The sequence below is a fragment of the Haemophilus parahaemolyticus genome (assembly GCF_018373095.1).
Taxonomy (GTDB): Bacteria; Pseudomonadota; Gammaproteobacteria; order Enterobacterales; family Pasteurellaceae; genus Haemophilus_A; species Haemophilus_A parahaemolyticus_A.
This window is the reverse complement of sequence record NZ_JAHAHT010000139.1, coordinates 1-3,255: the sequence shown is the minus strand read 5'-3', so window position 1 is coordinate 3,255 and position 3,255 is coordinate 1. Positions and strand designations below refer to the sequence as shown.

Annotated in this window: 3 protein-coding genes, 2 pseudogenes and 1 riboswitch; of the genes and pseudogenes, 4 read left to right on the top strand and 1 reads right to left on the bottom strand. The window is 42.5% G+C overall.

The window, feature by feature from the left end; translation table 11 throughout:
* Window positions 1–136: pseudogene (gene moaA / locus KH943_RS09715) on the bottom strand (GTP 3',8-cyclase MoaA); the annotation flags it as partial.
* Window positions 129–275: riboswitch (molybdenum cofactor riboswitch) on the bottom strand. Its footprint overlaps the pseudogene before it by 8 nt.
* 160 nt (window positions 276–435) lie before the next feature.
* Between moaA and KH943_RS09710 the strand changes: the two are divergent.
* The 4 genes and pseudogenes from KH943_RS09710 to KH943_RS09695 all read left to right on the top strand — a co-directional run.
* Window positions 436–834 (top strand): DUF423 domain-containing protein, encoded by a 399-nt coding sequence (locus KH943_RS09710; RefSeq protein ID WP_304110388.1) that lies wholly within the window; start codon window positions 436–438, stop codon window positions 832–834.
* Window positions 834–1,919, top strand: coding sequence for a 23S rRNA (cytidine(2498)-2'-O)-methyltransferase RlmM (gene rlmM, locus KH943_RS09705; protein WP_304110387.1), 1,086 nt, complete (start codon window positions 834–836; stop codon window positions 1,917–1,919). The genes KH943_RS09710 and rlmM overlap by 1 nt, the downstream gene beginning before the upstream one ends.
* A gap of 105 nt (window positions 1,920–2,024) precedes the next feature.
* A complete protein-coding gene (gene dapB / locus KH943_RS09700) occupies window positions 2,025–2,834 on the top strand; it encodes a 4-hydroxy-tetrahydrodipicolinate reductase (protein WP_304110386.1) in 810 nt (269 codons plus the stop codon).
* 174 nt (window positions 2,835–3,008) lie between these two features.
* Window positions 3,009–3,255, top strand: a pseudogene (locus tag KH943_RS09695) (hypothetical protein); the annotation flags it as partial.

Genomic DNA, 3,255 nt, shown 5'->3' with positions numbered 1-3,255 from the left:
TACAACGAAAATTACAGACATCCGTAATTGAAAGTCGCAGATAGGTATATTGACGCTGGAAGCGATCAACTAAGCCAGAAATCACATTTTCGCCGTCATTACCTACATTTTTAATAGGAATAATCGGACTTTGCATAAAAAAGACACCTTTCTAAACACGAGTGGCTCGTTCATTTCTTCGCGAACCATTGAGCAATTTCTTGCTACTGGCGAGTTTGCCATATCCAATATTAGGTATAGAACTTAGGCAAGCAAGCTCGGAGTCATAAAAAATATAAAAGTAAAAATTGGCTGTATTCTAATAGAGTTGAGAAATAATGCAATAGCCACAAGCGGTAGGTTTTGAAAAGTTTTTTGCAAAAGGTAGATTCGCAAAGAAAAAGCGTTTTATAATACGGACGTTTATTGGTTTAACAAAAACTTAACGAGAACCCGATGAAAAACAAATTTTTAGCTTTTAGTGCCTTTAGTGGCTTTTTCTGTGTCGCACTGGGTGCGTTTGCCGCTCACGGCTTACAAAATGTGCTTGAACCCAAAGAACTTGTTTGGATTCAAACAGGCATTCAATATCAAGTTTTCCACACGCTCGCCTTGCTTGCATTAGGTTTATTCCAAATTGCAAATCAAGTGCAAAATCCGCCCGCTTGTCGTGCCAAAGCTTTCAACATTATTGGCGGAAGCTGGATTTTAGGCATTTTGCTTTTCAGCGGTAGCCTTTACAGCCTTGCATTTACTGGCGTAAAAGGTTTGGCGTGGTCAACCCCGATTGGCGGTATTTTCTTTATGATCGGTTGGGCGGCTCTTTTTTACATTAGCGTGAGAACTCGAAAATAATGAACAAACTTGCGTTATATTGCCGTGCTGGCTTTGAAAAAGAGATGGCGGGCGAAATTACCGAAAAAGCGGCGGAATTAGGCGTGTTTGGTTTCGCCAATTTAAAAGAGAATAGCGGTTATGTGATCTTTGAATGCTACCAAGTGGGTGATGTGGATCGTTTAGCACGTGAGTTAAAATTCGACCAGCTTATTTTCGCCCGCCAAATGATTGTCGTGGGCGAGTTGTTGCAAAACTTACCCGAAAATGACCGCATTTCCCCCATTCTTGAGCAATATCAGGCGTTAAACCCTCGCAACAGTAGCGATATTTTTGTGGAAACGCCAGACACAAACGAAGCGAAAGAGCTTTTGACTTTCTGTCGAAAATTTACTGTGCCGTTGCGTAATCAGCTTAAAAAACAGGGTTGGTTAGGGAAATCGGAACAGGCAAAGGGTAGCGTGAGCTTGCATATTCTGTTTATACGTTCGGGTTGTTGTTATGTGGGCTATGCCTATAATGATAACCGTTCACCGTTTTTTATGGGTATTCCGCGTTTAAAATTCCCTGCCGATGCACCAAGCCGTTCCACCCTGAAATTAGAAGAGGCGATTTTAACTTTTGTGCCACAAGCAGAAGAGAAAAAACGCTTTACTGAAGAGATGACAGGTGTCGATTTAGGTGCTTGCCCAGGTGGTTGGACGTATCAGCTTGTCAAGCGAGGTTTGTTTGTTTATGCAGTCGATCACGGGAAAATGGCGGCAAGCCTGCACGATACAGGACGGATTGAGCATTGTGCCGAAGATGGCTTTAAATTCCAACCACCAAAACGTAAGCAGATCGATTGGCTGGTGTGTGATATGGTAGAACAGCCGATTCGCATCAGCAAATTAATGGCAAAATGGCTTATCAATGGTTGGTGTCGTGAGACGATTTTCAACCTCAAATTGCCGATGAAAAAACGTTATCAAGAAGTACAACTTTGCTTGAATTACTTGAAAGAAGAGCTCACCAAACAAGGGTTCTGGTTTAAGATTCAGGCGAAGCATCTTTACCACGACCGTGAGGAAATTACGGTACACGTGGCGGTTTTAGGCAAAAAATAGAGACAGTTTTACAAAACAAGCGGGCGATTTTTCACAATGTTTTGCAAAATTTTTGTAAAATTCGACCGCTTATTCGCACTTTCAAAACAATAAAAGGAAGCAAATATGACATTAAAAATCGGGATCGTGGGTGCTGGCGGTCGAATGGGACGTAACTTAATTCAGGCGGTTCACCAATTTGAGGGTGTTGAACTGACTGCAGCTTTTGAGCGTGCAGGTTCATCACTCATCGGTACAGATGCGGGCGAATTAGTTGGCTTGGGTAATTTGGGCGTGGCAATTAAAGCCACATTGGCAGAAAATCCGAATTTTGACTTACTCATTGATTTTACCCGTCCAGAAGGCACGTTGGAACATATCGCCTTTTGTGTGGCGAATCATAAGAAAATGGTAATCGGCACGACAGGTTTTGATGATGCTGGCAAGCAAGCTATCACAGCCGCTGCAGAAAAAATCAGCATAGTATTTGCTTCTAACTACAGCGTTGGCGTGAACTTGGTATTCAAACTGTTAGAAAAAGCAGCAAAAGTGATGGGCGATTATTGTGATATTGAAGTGATTGAAGCACATCACCGCCATAAAGTTGATGCACCATCTGGCACGGCGTTATCTATGGGCGAACATATTGCGAAAACGTTAGGACGTGATTTAAAAACTCACGGCGTGTTTGAACGCAACGGCATTACAGGCGAACGTAAACGTGATGAAATCGGCTTTGCAACTATTCGCGCGGGTGATGTGGTGGGTGAGCATTCTGTCTGGTTTGCTGATGAAGGTGAACGTGTGGAAATTGCCCACAAAGCATCCAGCCGTATGACTTTCGCCAACGGTGCTGTGCGTGCTGCAAAATGGCTTGAAAGCAAACAAAATGGTCTGTTTGATATGACGGACGTGTTAGATTTAAATAATTTGTAAGAATTTATTGTAAACGCAATGATGTTGATGCGTTAAAGAAAGTCCCTCTCTTTTGTAAAGAGGGGTTAGAGGAGATTTAGGTGATATTAGAAGTTCCTCTGACTGAATTAACACCGCATCAAATCTCCCCCAGCCCCTCTTTTCTAAAGAGGGGAGCTGGATAGGAAATATAAAATGACCAAATTCAACAATATCGAAACCACTTTGGTGCAACTGGGCAATCGTACTGACCCTAGAACAGGTGCAGTGGCAACACCTATTATTTTATCGACTGCTTACGGACGTGATGAATGGCTTGAAAACAAACAAAATGGTCTGTTTGATGTAGGTGCACAAATCATGTGCTGGACTTTTATAATCCAATATGGTACCCGCCTGTTTATGTCACCGGAATTCGGCATGGACGAAAAGAGTGCGGAAG